The organism is Microbacterium sp. Leaf288 (genome assembly GCF_001422925.1).
GTDB lineage: Bacteria > Actinomycetota > Actinomycetes > Actinomycetales > Microbacteriaceae > Microbacterium.
In genome coordinates, this window is record NZ_LMNI01000010.1 from 514,067 (window position 1) to 534,601 (window position 20,535).

General features: G+C 69.9%; 6 protein-coding genes (1 of these 6 running past the window's edge). 5 read left to right on the forward strand and 1 reads right to left on the reverse strand.

The window, feature by feature from the left end:
- The 4 genes from ASF40_RS06490 to ASF40_RS06505 form a co-directional block, all read left to right on the forward strand.
- Positions 1 to 15,822 carry the end of a hypothetical protein gene (locus ASF40_RS06490; protein WP_157549463.1) on the forward strand. It extends 21,624 nt beyond the left edge of the window, so only the last 15,822 of its 37,446 coding nucleotides appear in the window; its start codon lies beyond the left edge, outside the window; it ends in the stop codon at positions 15,820 to 15,822.
- A 56-nt stretch (positions 15,823 to 15,878) separates the two neighbouring features.
- Positions 15,879 to 16,340, forward strand: coding sequence for a MarR family winged helix-turn-helix transcriptional regulator (locus ASF40_RS06495; RefSeq protein ID WP_056367376.1), 462 nt, complete (start codon positions 15,879 to 15,881; stop codon positions 16,338 to 16,340).
- A gap of 116 nt (positions 16,341 to 16,456) precedes the next feature.
- Complete coding sequence (locus tag ASF40_RS06500) at positions 16,457 to 17,020, forward strand: hypothetical protein (RefSeq protein ID WP_235560151.1); 564 nt, start codon at positions 16,457 to 16,459, stop codon at positions 17,018 to 17,020.
- Between the two features lie 20 nt (positions 17,021 to 17,040).
- Positions 17,041 to 17,727, forward strand: a complete 687-nt coding sequence (locus ASF40_RS06505) for a trimeric intracellular cation channel family protein (RefSeq protein WP_056367377.1) — start codon at positions 17,041 to 17,043, stop codon at positions 17,725 to 17,727.
- 153 nt (positions 17,728 to 17,880) lie between these two features.
- Here ASF40_RS06505 and leuA read toward each other — a convergent pair whose 3' ends face one another.
- Positions 17,881 to 19,641: a 2-isopropylmalate synthase gene (leuA, locus tag ASF40_RS06510; RefSeq protein ID WP_056368280.1), complete on the reverse strand. Its 1,761-nt coding sequence runs from the start codon at positions 19,639 to 19,641 to the stop codon at positions 17,881 to 17,883.
- A gap of 260 nt (positions 19,642 to 19,901) precedes the next feature.
- Here leuA and ASF40_RS06515 point away from each other — a divergent pair, with 260 nt between their 5' ends.
- On the forward strand, positions 19,902 to 20,531 hold the full coding sequence (locus tag ASF40_RS06515; RefSeq protein ID WP_056367378.1) for a hypothetical protein: 630 nt from the start codon (positions 19,902 to 19,904) through the stop codon (positions 20,529 to 20,531).
- Positions 20,532 to 20,535 lie beyond the last annotated feature (4 nt).

The following is a 20,535-nucleotide window of genomic DNA, read 5'->3' on the forward strand; positions in this document are numbered from 1 at the left end:
CCGCAGGCGGTCACGATCGACGCGGCGGACCGCCAGGTCACCTACCTCGACGTGACATTCATTCCGCCCGTGTCGGTCGGCGGGATCACCTACGCGATCGTCCCGGGCTCGGTCGACGGCGACGAGTTCGTGCTCAGCGGCCCTGGGGCGAACGGGGTGCAGATCACGGGCGTGGTCCCCCTCGGCGGCAACACCTGGCGGTTCCTCCTGCGCGGCACCTTCCTCCCGGGCCGCGTGGATGTGGTGTTCGACCTCACGGCGTTCACCGTGAATCCGGACCGCGGGCCTCCGGCGGGGACGACCCTCACCCAGTCCTTCCAAGTCGTGGGCGCCACCGGCGATGTCGTGCAGACGGTGCCGGACAACCCGTCCACGCCGACCACGAACGAGGCGACGGTCCGCCAGATCGCCGGCGCCACCATCGGCCGAGACCTCGTCAACGGCCTCAAGTACTTCGAGATCCGCTTCCGCGGCGCCTCCGGCTCCGGGATCGACCACTCGACCATCAACGGCGATGAGCTCGAGTTCCGCGACGCCGCAGGCAACCTGATCACCCTCTCCGCACCGGTCCGCGTGGGCACGAGCGACACCTACCGCTACTCCTTCACAGCGAACCTGGCGGTCGGCTCCTACACGATGACGTTCCGGGCCGGCAGCTTCGCCGACATCGGCGGGGTGCTCAACTCGGCCGAGACCGAGGCCTTCACGGTCACCGCCCCCACTGCGGCGCTCATCGACCCGACGCCGGGATCCGTGCTCGACGTCGGCGAGCTCGCGCAGCGCGGCTGGGTGGACATCACGTTCCACACCCTGGGCGGCCTCCCGATCGACGGCGCGACCATCACCGACGCCGACTCCGAGATCGTCGTGAAGGTCGGCACGACCGAGCTCGACGTCATCGGCGCCGCGCTCCTGGTGACCGGCACCACGTACCGCTACTTCTTCTCGGGCCACGTCGCGGGCGACATCACCGTGGCGTTCGTCGACGGGTCGTGGAAGAACACGCAGGGCGTCATCTACTCGGCGGCGAGCCACCCCGCGGCAGCGTCCGCCGAGGCGAACCTCACCGACGCCGTGATCCGGCCGCGCACATGGATCGGGGTGCGTCTCAGCCCCGTCGCGGGCGCGGCCGTCGACACCACGAGCCTGGGCGCCGACGACCTGACGCTCACCGGCGGCGGGACGCAGGCGATGACGTACGCCGGGGTGCAGTTCGGCGACGGCATCGCCCGCTACTCGTACACGCTGGCATCCGACCTGTCCGCGGGCACCGTCACCGTGACGTTCGCGCCGGGGGCCTGGCGCGACACGGCGGGCAACCTCGCCGACGGCGGCGTGCAGACCTTCAAGCTCATCGTCCAGGGCACGTCGTTCTTCATCGAGCTCTCGGGCGGCATCATGCTGCAGGCGGGCGACTTCCTCGACGAGCCGCTCCTGCACATCCACGCGGAGGTCGTCCTCGAGATCGACACGACGCGCAACCTGTTCATGCTGACGTTCGTCGGCCAGATCGAGGTCTACAAGCTCGGGACCCTCGGCGCCACCGCCGGACGCTTCGTGCTGCTCGTCGGCGACGAGTCGACCAACCCGATGCACCCGATCCCGCAGTTCTGGGGCGTCGCGTCCGTCGAGATGAACTTCGAGTTCCTCGAGCAGTTCGGCATCCACCTCGACGGCTCGGCGCAGCTGCGCATCAACCTCACGAACGAGGTCAAGACCGAGGTCATCACGCTCCCCGGTGTCGGTCCCGGCGGCTCCGATCTGACCGAGACCTTCGTCCTGCAGCCGTTCAGCTTCGGGTTCCAGATCCTCGGTCAGCTCATCGTCGCCCCCGGCGGCACGGAGCTCATGCGGGTGCAGGGCGGGGTGTACCTGAACATCTCGCTGGACCCCCCCACGCCGAAGATGGACATGTTCCTGACCGGTCACCTCTCGTTCGGCTACGGCTCGGCCAGGCTCGAGTACGGCTCCGTCACTGGTCTGCTGATGATCCGCACGGACGGCCCGCTGCCCGGCGTCGCCGGCAGCATCCGCGTCGCCACCGGCGTCGGCATCGGGCTGCCCAACGTCGGCTCGCTCTTCTCGGCCACCGGTTCGGTGAACGTCATCTTCAACACGACGCTCGCCGATCAGACCTTCGTCGTGCCCAACGCGTTCCTGCCGCTCCTGCTGCCGGGGCAGGCGCCGGTGTTCTACATCCCGGCCGCTCCCCCGGGGATCGACGGCCAGCCCGATCCGTCGGCGACCGGGCCGAGCATCTACGTCGTGGCCGCGATCCAGGCCGAGCTGACGATCGGCGGAGCGTTCACCCTCACCGGCTTCATCGGCATCACGGCGGCGATCGACCCGACGGGCACCGCCTATCTCAAGGTCGACGGCATGGTCGGCACGACGATCCCCTACCTCGGATCCCTCACCGGCGCGCTGAATCTCGCCGTCTACGTCGGCGCGCAGACCGGCGTGGTGGGGCGCGTGCAGCTCACCCTCGGGGTCAATGCGATCCCCGGTCTGTCGCTCAACGGCCAGTTCCTCCTCGAGATCAACACCTTCTCGAACGCGCGTCAGATCCGCACATTCGTGGTCGAGTCCCAGACCGTCAACGGCAGCCCGGTATTCGGCGGGTTCGCCCGCGACGCGCAGAACCGGCTCATCGTCGAGAACCAGACGATCAACGTCATCGCCGGCTTCCGCCTCGAGATGTACGGATCGCTCAAGGTGCTGAACGTGCTCGAGATCACGGGACACGTCGTGCTCACGATCAGCGCGTCCGAGCTGTCTCTCCTGGTCAACGGCCGCGCTGCGCTGGATCCGTTCGGCGAGCTCACGATCGTCGACTCCGGCTTCTCCATCACGAGCCAGGGCGTCGTCGCCCGGTTCGCGATCGCCCTCGACGTGGGCTTCGGCGAGGACATCGGCATCGGCTTCTCGGCGAGCGCGGTCATCCAGCTCAACACGACCGGGTCGGCGAAGCTGATCGGCTCGACGAGCGTCGCGCCCGGATTCCTGCTCCGGCTCGACGGGGCGATCGACTTCCTCGGCTTCGCCCGGGGCTCCGGCTTCGCCGAGATCCGCATCGCGGCCGGCGCCTTCGAGATGTCGTTCGGCGTCGACTTCAACCTCGCCGGGCTCACGTTCCGGGCCACCGGCCGGGCGGGGGTGTACGACGACGGCTTCGTGATGGCCGTGGCCGTCAGCGCCTCGGCCGATGCGTTCATCTTCAGCCTGAGCGCGAGCGGCGAGCTGCGCATCAACACCGTCGGCGAGCGCCGCAACGGTGTCGATCCTGGATTCAAGCTCCAGCTCACCGGCTCGGTCACGCTCCTGCGGCTGTTCAGCTTCGACGCCGGCTTCACGATCGAGGTCGGCAAGACGAGTGCGACCGACACGACGTACTCCTCCGGCGGCTGGTATCTCGATGCCTACGCGACGCTCAACTTCTTCATCGCCGACCTGTCCGGCTCGATCTTCCTGAACTCCGACGGCAACTTCAGCCTCAAGCTGTCGGGGCGCATGCAGCTCGGGGGCTCGTTCATGGGCATCCGCGGCGAGTTCCACCTCGAGGTGTCGTTCCTGAAGCACGAAGACGACGGCATCGTCTGGTACACGCTGTTCATCGGCGGCGGCGCCAGCGTCGAGGTGTACTTCGACTTCAAGATCTTCGAGATCAGCCTCGGCGTCGGGCTCGACCTCTCCGTCTCCGCAGATTCCCGCGACGGCGTCGACAGCGACGGGGACGGCTTCGGCGAAGTGCCCTTGCGCTTCAAGATCACGGTGCGGTTCAAGATCCTGGGCACCTGGTATTCGCGCAGCGACACCTTCACCATCGGGACAGTGTCGTTCCCGGTCGTGCCCTACCTCGCCAGCAACGGCACCACGGGCAACCCGGATCCGTACCACGACCTGCGCGCGTGGCGTTCGACCGATCGCGACCTCTACGTCAACGTGGGCGGCAGTCCGCAGCGCACCGCGAGGAACGTCGCCACCTCGGTGACGAACGAAACCGTGTTCATCGAGCAGATCGGCAGCCTGAACAACGGGCTCGCGACCATCCGGATCACGGCGTTCGGGTACTCCCGCACCTACGCGAACGTGCAGCGCATCCACGCGAACTTCGGCGACGGCGTCGACAACCTCGTCATCGACCCCAGCGTGGAGATCCCGGTCACCATCGACGGCGGGTCCGGCGACGACACGATCCTGCTGCAGGGCTCGAGCTCCGGCAGCGTGCTCAGCGGCGGTTCCGAGAACGACACGATCACGGTCACCGGCACGGCGAGCGCGACCGTCAACGGCGGCACGGGCAACGACATCCTGCGTCACACCGGCTCCGGCACGGTCACGCTCAACGGCGACGACGGCAACGACCAGCTGTTCGGCAGCAGCATCACCGACAGCCTCAACGGTGGCGGCGACAACGACACGCTCTCGGGTCTGGCCCGCCGCTACGACGGCGGGTCCGGCGACGACTTCATCACAGCGACCGTCGCGGTGTTCACGTCCGGCGACACGCAGGTCGTGATCGGCGGGTCCGGCACCGACTCGCTCACACTCTCGCTGAGCGGCGGAGCGGACCTGCTGACGGTCGCCAACCCGGCCACGAGCACGCTGAGCCTCGACCTCGGAGGCGTCGTCAAGACGACCTCGGGGATCGAGCGTCTCATCGTGGACGCCGGCGCGGGAGCCGACCAGATCACCCTCGACGACGTCACCGGCAACTCGTCGGGTCTGACGCGGGTCGACGTCGCCCTCGGTACCGGCAGCACGGATCTCGTGACCGTCCGTGGCTCGAACACGGCGGGTGACACCTTCGCGGTCACGACCGACAGCGGCCAGACCAAGGTCACACGCACGTCTGGCGCCGCGTATGCGGTCTGGATCTCGGGCGGCGTGCGCGGCCAGGGCGACGCGCTCGTCGTGGAGGGTCGTGGCGGCGCCGACTCGATCTCCGCCGCCGGCGTCACGGCGAACCAGCTCGCGCTGACCCTCCGGGGCGGCACCGAGAACGACACCCTCGTCGGCTCGATGTTCGATGACGTCATCGACTCCGGACTCGGCGACGACACGGTGACCGGTGGGGCCGGTCAGGACCAGTTCTTCGACGAAGGGGGCAGCGACACGCTCGTCGAGGCCTTCGCCACCGGCGATTTCGGTCTCTACGGCAACCTGTTCGTCGTGGGGCTGGCCGTCGGCACCGACTTCGGCGTGGGCTCGATCGCCGAGGATCTCAAGGGCATCTTCGAGACCGCGCGCCTGACGTCCACTGGTGGCGGGGCGACCACGATCCTCGTCGGCGACGCCGACGGCACGGTCACGGTCGCCGGGTCCGTCCGCGCGGCCACGCCGTGGACCGGGACCGCGTACCTCGACGCCGGGCCGGGCGCCGACCTGGTGCGCATCGAGCTCACCCGCTCGACCGGCCTGGCCGTGCACGTCGTCGACACATCCGGCGCCGACCGGCTCGAAGTCTGGGGCTCTACCGCTCCGGACGATCTCATCGTCGACGTGGTGGCCGCGCCACCGGCGGGGACGCAGGCGAACCGCATCCGCCGTGTCGCGTTCGACGACGCCGGCGTGATGACGACGCTCGGAACGATCACGCACTCCGGCGTGGAGCTCGTCGAGCTCCGCACGCTCGCCGGCGGCGACCGCGTGGCCGTGCAGGCCATCCAGGTCGAGCACCGCATCTTCACGGGTGAGCACACCGACCGTGTCGCGGTGGGCTCGCGGGCCGCCGGCGCCGGCACCACGAACACCACCTGGACGAACACCGGCGGAAACGTCAACGCGATCGCTGCGCTCCTGGTCGTCTCGGGCGGATCCGGCCCGGGCGCGATCCTCGGTGCCGACCTCCTCGCCGTGGATGACACCGGCGACACCGCGCCCAACACCGGTGAGCTGACCGCCGATCGCATCACGGGTCTCGGCATGACCGCCGGCATCACGTACTCGGGCCTCGAGGCGCTGACGATCGACCTCGGCTCCGGCGGTGACACGTTCACGATCCACTCCACCCACACCGGGACGACGACCCTCACCACGTGGAACGGCGCCGACACCGTCATCGTGCGCAGCGTCGCGGGCGCCACCACCATCAGCACCGGGGAGGGCAGCGACACCGTGCGCGTGAGCTCGACCCTCACCGGCACCGGCGGCGTCCTGACCGGCATCACCGCGCCCCTCGCCATCTCGGGCGGCTCGGGCACCGACACGCTGTTCCTCGACGACGCCGCGACCGTGCTCGATCGCATCGGTGTCGTGAGCAGCACGTCGGTGGCAGGACTGGGGATGACCGGAGGGATGCCGCGGCCCAGCCTTGTGCAGGTGGTCACCGTCGCGGGTGCGGTCGACGGCCGGTTCGCCCTCGCCGTCACCGGCCTCGGCACGACCGGGCAGCTCGCCTTCGACGCGACCGCAGCGCAGGTGCAGGCGGCGATCGCCGCGATGGTCGGCGCGGGCAACGTCGTCGTCACGAAGGCCGGCACCCGCTGGACCGTCGCCTGGACCGGCGCACTCGCGGGAGCCGCGGGGTGGGCGCGTCTGCTCACGATCACCGCGGTCGCCGGACACCCCCTCGTGCCGGCGGGTGCTTCCGTCACCACCGGGACACTCGCCATGACCGACGGCCGCGTCGACTATGCCGCGTTCGAGACGCTCGATCTCACGCTCGGTTCGGGCTCGGACGTGCTCAACGTCGACTCCACCCACGCGGCGGCGACGACGGTCCGGGCGGCGGACGGCGACGACCGGGTGTTCGTGGAGGGGCTCTCGGGTCCGACGACGGTCCTCGGCCAGAACGGGGCCGACTGGCTGGTGGTCAATGCCGCGCCCGGGCCCGTCGGCATCAACCCGATGGACGGACAAGTCCTCGACCTCGACGGCGGCGCGCACTCCGACCACTTCGTCATCGACCTGTTCGGCGTCGGCAACAGCCGGATCAACACGCGCGACGTGGCCGATGGCGGCACCAACGTCCTCATCGTCAACGGCTCGTCGCTCGACGACACGTTCCTGTTCCGCCGGAACGCGACCCGCGCCCTCGTCGCGGCGCTCTCGCAGCCCGCTGCGACCTCCGGGCAGTTCGGCTCGGCCGAGAAGGTGACCTACGGCACCGAGATGACGGGCGGCGTCCTGGTCAACGGCCTGACGGGCGACGACACGTTCGCGTTCGACGACACCGCCTCGGTGCTCACGGTCGACGGCGGGTCCGGCAACGACCGCTTCCGCTTCGGCCAGCTCTACACCGCGTACGTGCCCGACAGCGAGTTCCCGGCATCCGCCTTCTTCTCCTCCACACGCGGCCTGCTCACGCGCGGCGTGTCGTTCACCGCGAACGTCTACGGCGGAACGGGCGATGACACCTTCGAGGTGTTCCGCAACGTCGCGACGCTCAACCTGTACGGCGACGGCGGCGACGACACGTTCGTGATCCGCTCGTTCGTGGGCGAGTCGGAACTGACTTCCCTCAACGCCGGCGAGGGGCGCAACTTCATCCAGTACGCGTCGAACGCGCCCGTCAACATCGACGGCGGCGCAGGCTACGACCTCGTGGTGATCATCGGCACCGAGTTCGGCGACACCTTCGTGATCACGTCGGGCGGCGTCTACGGCGCCGGCCGCGTCATCCGGTTCGTCAACGTCGAGCGGGTCTCCATCTACGGGATGGAGGGTGACGACGTCTTCCACGTGCTGTCGACCAACCCGGCCGTCGAGCTGTCGATCTTCGGCGGGCTGGGCTCCGACCGCATCGAGGTCGGCAGCGCCGCTCCGGCCGTCCAGGCGAACGACCTGCTGGGCCACACCGGCCTCATCCGTCACGAGGTCGAGAGCACGGTGGCCAACAGCGCCTGGGCGCTGCTGCCCGTGGACGGCATCTCCACCGAGATCATGGACAACGATGAGCCGACCGTCGTGGTCGCGCCCGTCGGCGGTTCGCTGGTCCTCGCCGAGGGCGCAGCGACGGGTGCCGTGACCGTGCGTCTCACGCGCACTCCGAGCGTCGCGGTCTCGGTGACGCTCTCCGGCCCGGCCGTCGACCCGAGCTCGACGAGCCGTGCGCGGGCCATCGAGCTGTCGCTCGACGGCGTGTCGTGGAGCACGTCGGTGACCCTCACGATCGGCGACACCGCTCAGCGCACCGTGTTCGTGCGGGCCACGGGCGACCTGGCCGCCGAGGGTGAGAGGTTCGCTCCCATCGACGCGATCGTGGTGGGCGGCGAGTACAGCGGAGCGCTCGTCGCGACGACCTTCGTCCGCGTCATCGACGACGACGCACCCGAGGTTCCCGTGGTGCTGCCCGACGGCGGCATCCGCGTCGTCGAGCCGGTCGATGCCGCAGGCACGGGGGGCACCACCGCCACCTACGAGGTCCGCGTCACCGCGGCGCCCCAGGGCTCGGTGACCGTGCGCGTCTCGGCCCCGGTCGGCCTCCTGCTCTCGACGAACGGCACCACCTGGTCCCCGACGCTCGATCTCGTGTTCGTCGCCGCCGGCGCGCGCACCCTGTACGTGCGGGCGATCGACGACACCGCCGTGGAGGGCCAGCACGTGCAGGCCCTCACCGCAGCGATCCTGTCGAGCGACCGCCGCACCGGCACCGTGGCGGGAGCAGCCGGAGTCGCGAACGAGTTCGCCTTCTCAGGCGTCGTCGTGGCCGACGGCGCGCTGAAGGGCCACCTCATCACCATCACGAGCGGACCTGCCGCGGGCCAGGTGCGCCGCATCTGGAACAACACCGCGACGACGATCGAGATCGAAGGCGAGTGGGATGCTGCTCCCGGCGCCGGTGCAGCGTTCACGATCGTCGGGTACGCGGCGCCGCTCACCGACAGCGAGCTCGTCGGCACGGTCGTCGCGATCTCGGCCGATCGCCGCACCGTGACGCTCTCGGGCGTCACGCTTCCGAACACCGCAGGGGGTCTGAGCGGTTCGCTGCTGCGTCTCGTGGACGCCAACGGAACGGCGGCCTACCGCACGATCGCGGGCAACACGGCGACGACGATCACCGTCCTCGATCCGTGGGGCACCAGCCTCGTGGTGGGCGGACGGGTCTACGTGGCGGAGCTCGCAGGCACCGTCGTCGATCGCGTGAGCGTGCTCGTGCACGACGGCGACGCGGCCGGCGTCGTGATCACGCCTACGGGCGGTGACCTCCGCCTCGTCGAGGGCGCGACGACCGGGCAGTTCGGCGCGACCGCGTCGTACACCGTACGACTCACCAGGGCCCCCGCGGCCGGCGAGACCGTGCGCGTGACGCTCAACGCGATCGCCTCGTTCACGCTCGACATCGGCGGCGCCGACTGCGGGCTGCCGAACGGATGCCACGAGCGCCAGCTCGAGATCTGGAACGGCAGCGCCTGGGTCTCGTCGCTCACCCTCGCCTTCACGGCCGCGAACTGGGCATCGGCGGTCACCGTCACGGTGCGCGCACTCGACGACGCGCAGGTCGACGGCGACGATGTGCAGGAGTTTGCCGACGCCGCCCGCCGCGTGCACCTCATCCAGGGACCGCTGTACGTGTCCGGCGGCGACGACCCGAACCCGCCGGTGTCGCTCGAACTCGACGACTACCTGCCGATCGTGCTGCCCGGCGAGAGCTCGGGACACCCGACTCCCGTCACCGCCAGCACCGGCGAAGCGATCGAGTCCGCGCAGGTGGACGTCCTGATCGTCCACAACGAGGACAGTCCGGCGAACGACTCGGGCACGCTCACGCGCGACCGCATCACCGGCCTGGGCATGGCGGGCGACTACTCCCTCGCCGGCCGCCCCGTACTCGGCGGCATCCGCTACGCCGATTTCGAGGACCTCACCATCCGCCTCGGATACGGTGACGACCGGTTCACCGTCGAGTCGACGCACGCCGGCACGACGACGATCGACGCGGGTCCCGGCGACGACCTCCTCACGATCCGCACGATCGACGGCCACACCCGCGTGATCGGAGGTCCGTCGAGTGCGGCCGCGCCGCTGTACGGCAACACCGACGACGACACGTTCGCGGTGGGCACAGCATCCGGTGTCCTGGATCTGCTGGCGGCCCTGCTGGTGCTCGACGGCGGCGTCGGGACGGATGTCGCGAACCTGAGTGACGCCGGAGACACGAACGCCGACCTCGGCTGGCTCACGCAGGACACCCTCACCGGGCTCGACATGGCGCCGCGCACCGCCGTCGACGCGCTCGGTCGTCCGCTCGACCGCCTCTACTCGGTCACGCCGCGCGGCGGCGCGTTCACCGTCATGCTGTCGCAGGTGCAGGGCGGCGTGGCCACCGGCATCGGCGCGGTCACCTTCGCGGCCGGCACGTCGGCCGAAGCCGTCCGCTCGGCTCTGCAGTCCCTCCTGTACCCGCACACCGCCGGAGCCGATCCGGGCGTCTCGATGAGCTGCGGCCAGCAGGATCGCACCCGCTGCGCCGGGAGCGTCTACGTGTGGCTCGTGGGCGGCGCGTACCTCATCGGCTTCCGCGGCGAGGTCAACGAGCACCCGGCCGACCCGATCACGATCCGGCTGGCGGCCCTCGGTGCAGCCGTGGCTGCGCCGGCGACGGATGCCTCGGCGCAGGCGGGCATCCGCTACATCGGGCTCGAGACGCTCAACCTGGCGCTCGGCTCGGGCAGCGACGTGCTCAACATCCGCGGCACGCTGCCGATCACCAACGTCTCGTTCGGCCTCGGCGACGACCGCGTGTACATCTCCTCGCGGGCCGACGTGGGCGTCGCTCAGAAGCCGCAGTTCCTCGCCGGCGACCTCGACCTCATCCAGGGCACGCTCAACCTCGACCTCGGCGCCGGCCGCCACACTCTGCTCCTCAGCGACGAGGGTGCGGGCGCCGGTGACACGAACGTCCTCATCACGGATGCTGCCGCCGCCGCCATCGCCCGGGACGCGGCGCTCGCCCCGAACGGCGAGATCTTCGTCACCGGGCTGGCGCCGGCTGGGATCTCGTGGCGCGCCGCGGCCGACGGCACCTTCGCCGACGGCATCCGCATCTGGTCGGGCGGCTTCGCCGACACGATCCTGATCGACGGCACCCACGTGCGCGCCGGCGTGCGCACGACGACGTGGCTGAACACCGGGCTCGGCAACGACACCGTCACCGTGAACCTGTCCGCGGCGGAGGACGACTTCTTCGTCCTGAACACGCAGGGCCCGAACGACAACGTGATCGGGCTCGGCACCGACCTCGACGACGGCGACGAGCCGCTGCGCGCCGACATCGTCGCCGGCATCACCGTCACCCGCGCGGGCGTCACGACGACGATCGACTCGACGCTGTATGTGGTGTCGTCCCGCCTCGACACGGCGGGGCTGTTCGACTCCTTGCTGCCGGGCGACGTGGTGACCGTGCTGCTCCACCTGACGACGTGGGCGGTCCAGTCGACCGGCACCTACACGCTCGGCGCCATGGGCGACCTCGTCGGATACCGCGTGTGGGTGAACGGCCGCCTGCTCACGGCGTCCGAGCTCTCCGTGAGCGGCGGGATCCTGTCGTTCGCCACGGCGCCGCAGCGCGACGGCTCGGCGGCGCATGTCGTGATCGAGGTCACCCGGTCCTCGACCGTCACCGCGGTGATGCCCGCATCGGGCGCGATCCTTCCCGCCGGCACGACCGACGACGACGTCGTCAACGGCCACGCGTCGACGCTGCCGCTCGTCATCTTCGGCGGCATCGGCGCCGACACGCTCCACGGCGGCACAGGCGGCGACATCGTGTTCGGGGACCGCGGGGTGGTGCGGTGGGTCGACGCGTCCGGCAACGTCGTGGCGGAGTCCGGCCACGGCGGGGTCGGCGACGTCACTGACGGCGCCGTGCGCCCGCTCGGCTGGCTCGCCACGGTCGACCCGACGATCGGCGGCGCCGACGTCATCTCGACCGGCCTCGGCGCCGACATCGTCCTCGGCGGCGCGGGCGGCGACAGGATCACGACGAACCGCGGCGAGACTCCCACCGCCTCCGACGGCACCGGCATCGTCATCGGCGATCACGCCTCGATCGACTGGGCGATCGACGGCGCTCCGGCCGACATCGACCGCGTGTGGTCGATCGCCCCCGCTCTCGGCGGCAACGACACGATCACCACGGGTCGAGGCGACGACCTCGTCATCGGCGGCACCGGCGGCGACACGATCGCGGTATCGGACGGGCGCAACATCGTCATCGGCGACAACGGACGCTTCACCGCCGACAGCGGACCCGCCACTTCGCTCTGGAGCGGCGTCCCGCTCCCGGCGGGCCGCATCGAGACCACCGACCCGGCGATCGGCGGGGCCGACACGATCACATCGGGCTCGGGCATCGACCTGGTGCTCGGCGGCGCCGCCGGCGATGTCGTGGCCGCCGGAGCGAGCGCCGACATCGTGCTCGGCGACCACGGCCTGCTGCAGCTGGCCGTCCGCGCGAGCGCGCTTCACGTGATCAGCCTGGGCATCACCGACAACGCGGTCGGCGCGGGCGACACGATCCGCGGTGAGGCGGGCGACGACATCCTCATCGGCGGCACCGGAGCCGATCGGATCGACGGCGGCGCGGATCGCGACCTGATCTTCGGCGACAACGTCTCGCTCGACCGCTCGCTCACGTTCGGCAACCACACGAGCCCGCGCTTCCGGGTGCTGAGCAACGGCCAGATCTACAGCACGGATGCCTCCACCGCCGGCACCGCGAACGTGACGGCAGACTGGCAGAACGACCCGGCAGGTCCGACCGCCTGGAGCGACTTCCGCATCACCCTGCTCGATCACGAGCTCGGCACCGCGGCGGACCGGTTCGGTGCGGACGACATCGCCGGGGGCGCGCACGACGACACGATCTTCGGGCAGCTCGGCAACGACACCATCCAGGGCGACGGATCCATCGACGAGGCCGTGAGCGCTTCGCGCAACGCCGCCGGTGATCTCGTCCTCGACCCCTCGGTCGAGGCGGCGAGCGACGGCGACGACTACATCGAGGGCGGCGGCGGCTCCGACGTGATCTTCGGAAACCTGGGCCGTGACGACATCGTCGGCGGCAGCTCCGATCTGTTCTCGCTCGCCACGCCCGACCGGCGGCCGGACACGGGCGACATGATCTTCGGCGGCGCGGGCACCGACGTCGGCCGCAACGACGACACGGCTCTGCACGGACGCGACTCCGACAACATCGTGGGCGACAACGGCCGCATCCTCCGCCTCGTCGCGGCGGGCGCCGGCGGCGCGACCCAGTACCGCACATTCACCTACGACAACTACACCGGCGTCGGCGAGATGCGCCTGCTCCCCCGCGCCGTCGTGATGCTCGACTACACGCCCGGCGGACCGGACTTCGCCGCCGGGGCGCTCGCCGACGACATCGGCGGCGCCGACGAGATCCACGGCGAGTCGGGCGACGACACCGTGTACGGCGGCCGCGACGGCGACGTCATCTTCGGCGATGCGGGTGACGACGATCTCATCGGCGGATGGGGCCACGACTGGATCTCGGGCGGCACCGGAGTCGACGGCATCCTCGGCGACGACGGTCGCATCTTCACGAGCCGCAACGGCACCACCGAGCCCCTCAACGGCGTGACCACCGCGAGCGCGCAGGTGGAGATCACCACGCCCGGCCGCGTCCAGGTGGCGACCCTGTTCCCGACCGGACAGCTCACCAAGCGCGTGGACCTCACCCCCTTCGCGGCAAACGGCGACGTGTTCGACGTGGACTTCACGCCGCTGCACGCCAACGACGTGATCTTCGGCGGCTGGGACGCCGACTTCATCCACGGCGGCTCCGGCGACGACGCGATCTCGGGCGCCGAGGCGCTCCCGCTCGGCTACGGCGTGGGCGGCAAGCGCAGCGACTTCGCCCGGCCGTTCAACGACGGCACGCTCCTCGCCTTCGACCCCGTCACGGGAGAGTTCGACCGGTACGACGAGTACTTCCCGATGCGGAAGGTTCTCATCGACGGCGGAGAGTGGTTCCTCAACTTCGTCCACACCGAGGGCCGCCTGGTCACCGGCTGCTCCGCGTCGAACAACCAGGGGACGTGCACGGCGACCAGCACGGTGGCCTCCGACGGTGATGACATGCTGTTCGGCGACAACGGCAACGACTGGATGGTCGGCGGCACCGGCCGCGACACGCTGTGGGGCGGCTGGGGCAACGACCTGCTCAACGTCGACGACGTCCTGACGACCGCGGCCGGCGAGAACACCCAGCCCGACACGCACGGCACCTACGAGGATCGCGCCGTCGGCGGCGCGGGCCTCGACGTGCTCATCGCCAACACCGGCGGCGACCGGCTGATCGACTGGGTCGGCGAGTTCAACAGCTACCTCGTCCCGTTCGCGCCGTTCGGCCTCGGAACCGTGAGCCGCCAGGTGCCGCCCGCACTGTTCGAATTCCTGTACGCGCTGTCCGCGGCGCAGGGCGCGGACTTCACGGTCGCGCAGCTGTCGGGGCCGACCTACATCCCGCGCAACGGCGAGCCGTACGGTGAGATCGGCCTCGTCACGCAGAAGGACCCGCAGTGGCAGGACCAGACCGGCGGCCCGCGCGATCCGCAGCCCGGAAACGTGCCGGGCGGCAAGCGCGACGTGCTGCGGTCCGCCGGGTTCACCGACGGCGCGGAAGACTTCTTCGCCGACTCGGGCGTGTTCCAGGTGCAGGGCGGCGCCCTCACGGTCACCGCGGCCTCGACCACCGGCGACGCCGTCGCGGTGTACTACATCGACCAGTACCTGCCGATCTACTTCGAGATCCACGCGCAGGTGTACCTCACCAAACCGACGGGCGGCTGGAAGGCGAATGCCTACGTCATCTTCGACTACTTCTCCCCCACCGACTTCAAGTTCGCCGGCGTCGACCAGTCCACGAACAAGCTGGTCATGGGCCGTCGCACGTCGGCAGGATGGATGGTCGACGTCCAATCGGTCGTCACCGGCGGGGTGAAGTCGAACAAGTGGTACACGATGATGGTGGCGGTCAACGGCACCACGGTGAGCGTCGTGCTCGACGGCACCACCGCGTTCACGCACACCTTCGCCCCGCGGATCATCGACGGCGAGGCGGTCGGCCTCAACAAGGGCTTCGTCGGCGTCGGCTCCAGCCAAGCGCGCGGGCAGTTCGACAGCGTCTCCGTCCAGGTGCTGCCACCCACCATCACGTACGACGTGACCGAGGACTTCACGACCGGCCCCGGAATCGTCGGCCAGGTGCCGAGCGGCGCACTCGTACCCGGAACCGGAACTGTGAGCGGCACCGTGGCCGGCGGCAGGCCCGTGGTCGGACTCGCCGGCATCGGCGGCACGGTGTCGCCCAACGCCTACCTCGAGATCACCCAGGCGGTCACCCTGACGGCGGGCTCGCGCGCGGGCCTCGTGTACGACTACTACAGCACGTCGGACTACAAGTTCATCGTGCTGGATCTCGCGGCGCAGGCGGTCGTCTTCGGACACGTCGCCGGCGGACGCGTCGTCGTGGACCAGACGGTCAGCCGGGCCCTCACCGCCGGCACGAAGTACACCCTCTTCGTCACGATCAAGGGCGCCTCGGTGTCGCTGACACTCAACGGCGTCTTCATCGCGTCGCGCGCGTACAACGCCGCCCTCGCCGACGGGCGCTTCGGCCTCCTCGTCGCCGTGGGCTCCGCGCAGTTCGACTCGTTGCGAATACGCTCCGACGGCTATGCGCCGGGCGCGGCCATCACCGCAGCCGCGGCGCCGGTCACCCCCACTGCCCCGATTCCGGAGACATCGTCTCCGCCTGCGGAGCAGACGGTCACCCCTACGCCCGCACCGGCGCCGGAGCCCGCACCCGCCCCTGAGCCCACCCCCACCTCACCCGGCAAGGGCAAGAAGAAGTAGAGCTCGCACCCGCCGAGCGAAGTGGTGGCCATCCTTGATCATGTACTATGTTCACTATGTCCGGCACTCAGATTCTCGACACGCTTCTCGCGCTGTCCGGGGTGCTGAGCGCCGACCAGGAGCGCGAGCTCGACCGCCGAGGCCTCACGCCCGCCCGCACGCACATCCTCTGGCTCGTCTTCCACGAAGGCCCGCGCACCCAGGCGGAGCTCGCAACGGCGCTCGGTGTGACGCCCCGCAACATCACGACCCTCGTCGACGGGCTCGAGGCGACCGGTTTCACACGCCGCGAGCCGCACCCCCACGATCGCCGGGCCGTGCTCGTCACCTTGACGCCGCGTGGCGAACAGGCGATGCGCGCCATGGATGCCGAGCACACCGAGCTCGGCGCGCAGCTCATCGACGGCCTCGATCACGCGACGGCCGAGGCGACGCTGCGGGGGCTGACGCATGTCCTCGACCGGCTGAACGGGCTCATCGCGGAGCACGAGGCCCGGTCCACCGAGGAGGGTCCGTGATGAGCGCCGTCGACACTCCACTCGACAGCCCGGCTCGACCCGAACGATCGCCAGCCACCCCGGCACCGCGCGGATGGCGGACGAAGCTGGCAACCTTCGCGCGGCGCGCATGGAACATGGAGCTCGGGGTCTATCAGAGCGTCTACCGGTTCGTGTTCCGCAGGCCCCGCGTTCCGGTGGGCGCCAGCGCGTTCCGCTATCACTCCCCCGTGCTGACGCTTCTCGTCGTCTTCATCGTGCTGTCGGCCGTCGAGATCCCGATCGTCGATCTCATCGTCCACCGCTGGACCTGGGTGCGCATCCCGCTGCTCGTCCTCGGCATCTGGGGCGTGACATGGATGCTCGGCCTCCTGCTCGGCTACCTCACCCGACCGCATGCGGTCGGTCCTGCCGGAATCCGCGTGCGACAGGGTACGGAGCTCGACCTCGACCTGCCGTGGGAGGTCGTTCGGTCGGTCGAGCGCTCACCGCATCGGGTCGACAAGTCGCCCGCCGTCGTGGACGAGCCGGAGGGCCGCACGTTCGCGGCGCGCATCGCCAACGAGACCAACGTGCTGATCCGTCTCGAGCATCCGCTCGACGTGCGGGTTCCGCAGGGCCGCGACCGCGTGGAGGCGGTGCGGCTGTGGACAGACGATCTCGACGGATTCCTGTCGGCGGTGCGCACCCACATCCCCTGATCCCCGTCGACAATGGAGGGGTGGACGAGCCGGTCTTCGTGATCCCCCTGTGGGCCGACCTCATCGCCGTGGGTCTCGGCGGCATCCAGGGCGCGCTGTTCGCCTCAGGCTTCCGCGGTGAACGCCGGCTCGACCTGCTGGGCGTCGCGATCATCGGGATCGTCATGGGCATGGGCGGCGGTCTCATCCGCGACCTGCTGCTCAACGTCACGCCCACCACGCTGCAGAGCAATTGGTACCTGCTCACCGCGGTCGGCGCGGCACTGTTCGGGATGCTGCTCGCCGGCCTCTTCCAGCGCCTCAACGCCGTCATCGTCGGCCTCGACGCCCTGGTCATCGGCCTGTTCGGCGCGTTCGGGACCAGCAAGGCCCTCGTCCTCGGACTCCCGCTCGTGCCTGCCGTCTTCGTCGGGGTCTGTGCGGCGGTCGGCGGCGGCATCCTCCGCGACGTGATCATGGGCCTGCCGGTCGCGATCATGCACGTCGGCTCGCTCTACGCGGTCGCCGCGGGAGTCGGATGCCTCGTCCTCGCCACCTCGGAAGAGCTCGGCGTGAACGTGGTCATCGCCGCCGTGATCGGCATCGTCGTGACGACGGTGATCCGTCTGCTCGCCGTGATCTTCGACATCTCGCTGCCCGAGCAGCGGGCGCTCTACCGCCGCAAGGTGGCCGTGGAGACCTCGACGATCCCGATCGTCAAGCCCTGAGGCATCCGCGTTCAGACCCTGCGTCTCGACTCTGCGTTTCGACTCGCAAGCTCGCTCAACGACCGCGCTCCGCTCTCGCTCAGCGACCGGGAGCTGCGAACACCGACGGGCGCGCGCGGGGATCACCCGCGCACACCCGTCGACGGTTCGCGCTCAGACGCCCGCGAGGGCCCCGGAGCGCTGCCGCGTACGGATGGCGCGGTTCACGCCCGACACGATCGCCTTGAGCGATGCGGTCGAGATGTCCGAGTCGATGCCGACGCCCCAGAGGCGCTCGCCATCGACCTGGAGTTCGATGTAGGCGGCCGCCTGCGCGTCGCCGCCTGCGCTCAGGGCGTGCTCGACGTAGTCGTAGAGCGTCACGTCGAATCCCTGTGCGCGGATGATCTCGAGGAATGCGGCGACCGGGCCGTTGCCGCGACCGGATGCCTCGAACCGGTCGTCGCCGTCGCGCAGGGTGATGTCGAGCGCGACATCGCCCGACAGGTCGCTGCGGGTGCTGGTCGCCAGCAGCTCGAAGCGTCCCCAGCGCTCGTCGTCGACTTCCGACGGCAGGTACTCGTCGGTGAAGATCTTCCAGATCTGGTCACTCGTGACCTCGCCACCCTCGGCATCGGTCTTGGCCTGCACGACGCCCGAGAAGTCGATCTGCAGCTTGCGGGGCAGATCCAGCGAGTGGTCGGTCTTCAGCAGGTACGCGACGCCGCCCTTGCCCGACTGCGAGTTGACGCGGATGACCGCCTCGTACGAGCGGCCGAGGTCCTTCGGATCGATGGGCAGATACGGCACGGCCCAGTCGATCTCGTCGACGGTGACGCCGGACGCCGCGGCGCGGGCCTCCATCGCCTCGAAGCCCTTTTTGATCGCATCCTGGTGCGAGCCGCTGAAGGCGGTGAACACCAGGTCGCCGGCCCACGGGCTGCGCTCGTGCACGGGCAGCTGGTTGCAGTACTCGACGGTGCGCTTGACCTGGTCGATGTCGCTGAAGTCGATCTGCGGGTCTATGCCCTGCGTGAGCAGGTTGATGCCCAGCGCGACGAGGTCGACGTTGCCGGTGCGCTCACCGTTGCCGAACAGGCAGCCTTCGATGCGGTCGGCGCCGGCCATGTAGCCGAGCTCGGCGGCGGCGATCGCCGTGCCGCGGTCGTTGTGCGGGTGCAGCGAGAGGATGACGTTCTCGCGGTGCGCGAGGCGTCGGCTCATCCACTCGATCGAGTCGGCGTAGACGTTCGGCGTGGCCATCTCGACGGTCGCGGGCAGGTTGATGATGACCTTGCGCTCGGGCGTCGGCTCGAAGATCTCGATGACCTGGTTGCACACGCTCAGCGCGAACTCGAGCTCGGTGCCGGTGTAGCTCTCGGGCGAGTACTCGTAGAAGACCTTGGTCTCGGGGATGCGCTTCTCGAACTCGCGGCACAGGCGCGCACCCTCGAGGGCGATGTCGATGATGCCCTGCTCGTCGGTGCGGAACACCACCTCGCGCTGCAGCACGCTGGTCGAGTTGTACAGGTGCACGATCGCCTGCTTGGCGCCGGCGATGGACTCGTAGGTGCGCTCGATGAGGTGCTCGCGGGCCTGCGTCAGCACCTGGATCGTGACGTCGTCCGGGATGAGGTCCTCTTCGATGAGCTGACGCACGAAGTCGAAATCGGTCTGACTCGCCGACGGGAAGCCGACCTCGATCTCCTTGTAGCCCATCTTCACGAGGAGGTCGAACATGATCCGCTTGCGCTCGGGGCTCATCGGGTCGATGAGCGCCTGGTTGCCGTCGCGAAGATCGACGGCGCACCAGCGGGGTGCGGTCGTGATGCGCTGGTCGGGCCAGGTGCGGTCGGGCAGATTCACGGTGATCTGCTCGTGGAACGGCCGGTACTTGTGGGTCGGCAGGCCCGAGGGCTTCTGGGTGTTCTGCATGATGTCGTCGCTTCTCTCGTCTGTTCCGAGCTGCTGCCCGATCGGGGCGGCTCGATGCCTGATGATGCGGGCCAACGAAAAGCTCCGCGACGAGGAAGGCCCTAGAACGAGGTCTCGTCGCGGCGGCTAAGAAGGAGAAGCCGGCCGAAGCGCATGGATTCAGGCTACACCCCGTGACGAGCGGAGAGCGAACAGATGACGCACGGATGCCGCGGCATCCGTTTCTGAGACGATCGGCGTCGATGCGACACCATCCAGACATGAGAGGTCTTCGCCGCCCGCTCGGCATCGCCGCCACCGCCGCCGTCGTCCTGCTCGCCGCCTCCGCGTGCGCGAGCGGGAGTCCGGGCGGGACGCCCGCGCCGGCCTCGCTCGGGGCGGTGACGCCGATCCCGCCCGAGGGCGAGGTCGCCGCCACCGGCACCGTGCTCGACACCGGAGGGGCCGCGCAGCTGTGCCTCGGTGCGGTGGCGGAGTCGTATCCCCCGCAGTGCACCGGGATCCCGCTCGAGGGCTGGACGTGGGACGGGGTCGACGGCGCGGAGTCTTCGGGTGAGGTCACGTGGGGCGCCTACGCGGTGCGCGGCGCCTACGACGGCGAGACGTTCACCTCGACGCAGCCGCCGATCCTCCTCGCCCTGTACGACCCGATCCGGCCGGAGGACCCGACGGGTGGCAGGCCCGGCGCGGGCGACGAGGCGACCCTCACCGCCATCCAGGACGAGCTCCCCGACAAGCTCGGCGACGCCTACCTGGCCTCCTCTGCGCAGGACGGGTGGATCTGGGTCGACGTCGTCTGGGACGACGGCAGCTGGCAGGAGGCCGCGGACGCGGAGTACGGTGCCGATACCGTCATCATCCGCTCGGCGATCACCGAGACCGGTGGGTGAGAGA

Excerpts from the sequence above, each read along its gene's own strand:
- ASF40_RS06495 (WP_056367376.1), top strand. The coding sequence starts at position 15,879 with ATGTCCGGCACTCAGATTCTCGACACGCTTCTCGCGCTGTCCGGGGTG.
- ASF40_RS06500 (WP_235560151.1), top strand. The coding sequence starts at position 16,457 with ATGGAGCTCGGGGTCTATCAGAGCGTCTACCGGTTCGTGTTCCGCAGG.
- leuA (WP_056368280.1), bottom strand. The coding sequence starts at position 19,641 with ATGCAGAACACCCAGAAGCCCTCGGGCCTGCCGACCCACAAGTACCGG.
- ASF40_RS06515 (WP_056367378.1), top strand. The coding sequence starts at position 19,902 with ATGAGAGGTCTTCGCCGCCCGCTCGGCATCGCCGCCACCGCCGCCGTC.